The sequence below is a fragment of the Variovorax sp. VNK109 genome, assembly GCF_049445855.1.
Taxonomy (GTDB): domain Bacteria; phylum Pseudomonadota; class Gammaproteobacteria; order Burkholderiales; family Burkholderiaceae_C; genus JAGOCV01.
In genome coordinates this window covers 1-1,193 of record NZ_JBMSDV010000014.1, presented here as the reverse complement: position 1 = coordinate 1,193, position 1,193 = coordinate 1, and the positions used below count along the sequence as shown (strand labels likewise).

Annotated in this window: 1 protein-coding gene; it reads right to left on the bottom strand. The window is 64.0% G+C overall.

The genetic code is table 11. From position 1 onward, the window contains the following. Window positions 1-1,191, bottom strand: coding sequence for an elongation factor Tu (tuf, locus tag ACO2Q9_RS20630; RefSeq protein WP_423314220.1), 1,191 nt, complete (start codon window positions 1,189-1,191; stop codon window positions 1-3). Window positions 1,192-1,193 lie beyond the last annotated feature (2 nt).

Genomic DNA, 1,193 nt, shown 5'->3' with positions numbered 1-1,193 from the left:
TTACTCCATGATCTTGGCGACGACGCCGGCGCCCACGGTCTTGCCGCCTTCGCGGATGGCAAAGCGCAGGCCTTCTTCCATGGCGATCGGGGCGATCAGCTTCACCGTGATCGTCACGTTGTCGCCAGGCATCACCATTTCCTTGTCCTTGGGCAACTCGATCGCACCCGTCACGTCCGTCGTGCGGAAGTAGAACTGGGGACGGTAGTTGTTGAAGAACGGCGTGTGACGGCCACCTTCGTCCTTGCTCAGCACATACACCTCGGCCGTGAAGTGCGTGTGCGGCTTGATCGAGCCGGGCTTGCACAGCACCTGGCCGCGCTGCACTTCCTCGCGCTTGGTGCCGCGCAGCAGGATACCCACGTTGTCGCCCGCCTGGCCCTGGTCCAGCAGCTTGCGGAACATTTCCACGCCCGTGCAGGTCGTCTTCACCGTCGGGGTGATGCCCACGATCTCGATTTCCTCGCCAACCTTCACGATGCCGCGTTCCACGCGGCCCGTCACCACCGTGCCGCGACCGGAGATCGAGAACACGTCTTCCACCGGCATCAGGAACGCACCGTCCACCGCGCGCTCGGGCGTGGGGATGTAGCTGTCCAGCGCATCGGCCAGCTTCATGATCGCGCCTTCGCCCAGCTCGCCCTTGTCGCCTTCCATCGCCAGCTTCGCCGAGCCCTTGATGATCGGGGTGTCGTCGCCAGGGAAGTCGTACTTGGACAGCAGCTCGCGCACTTCCATTTCAACCAGCTCCAGCAGCTCGGCGTCGTCCACCATGTCGCACTTGTTCAGGAACACGATGATGTAGGGCACGCCCACCTGGCGGGCCAGCAGGATGTGCTCGCGCGTCTGGGGCATCGGGCCGTCAGCGGCCGAGCACACCAGGATGGCGCCGTCCATCTGGGCAGCACCCGTGATCATGTTCTTCACATAGTCGGCGTGGCCCGGGCAGTCCACGTGCGCATAGTGGCGGTTGGCCGTCTCGTATTCCACGTGCGCCGTGTTGATCGTGATGCCGCGCGCCTTCTCTTCCGGCGCCGCGTCGATCTGGTCGTACGCCTTCGCCTCGCCACCGAACTTCGTGGACAGCACCGTCGTGATCGCCGCCGTCAGCGTCGTCTTGCCATGGTCCACGTGACCGATCGTGCCCACGTTCACGTGCGGCTTCGTACGCTCAAACTTGCCTTTTGCCATTT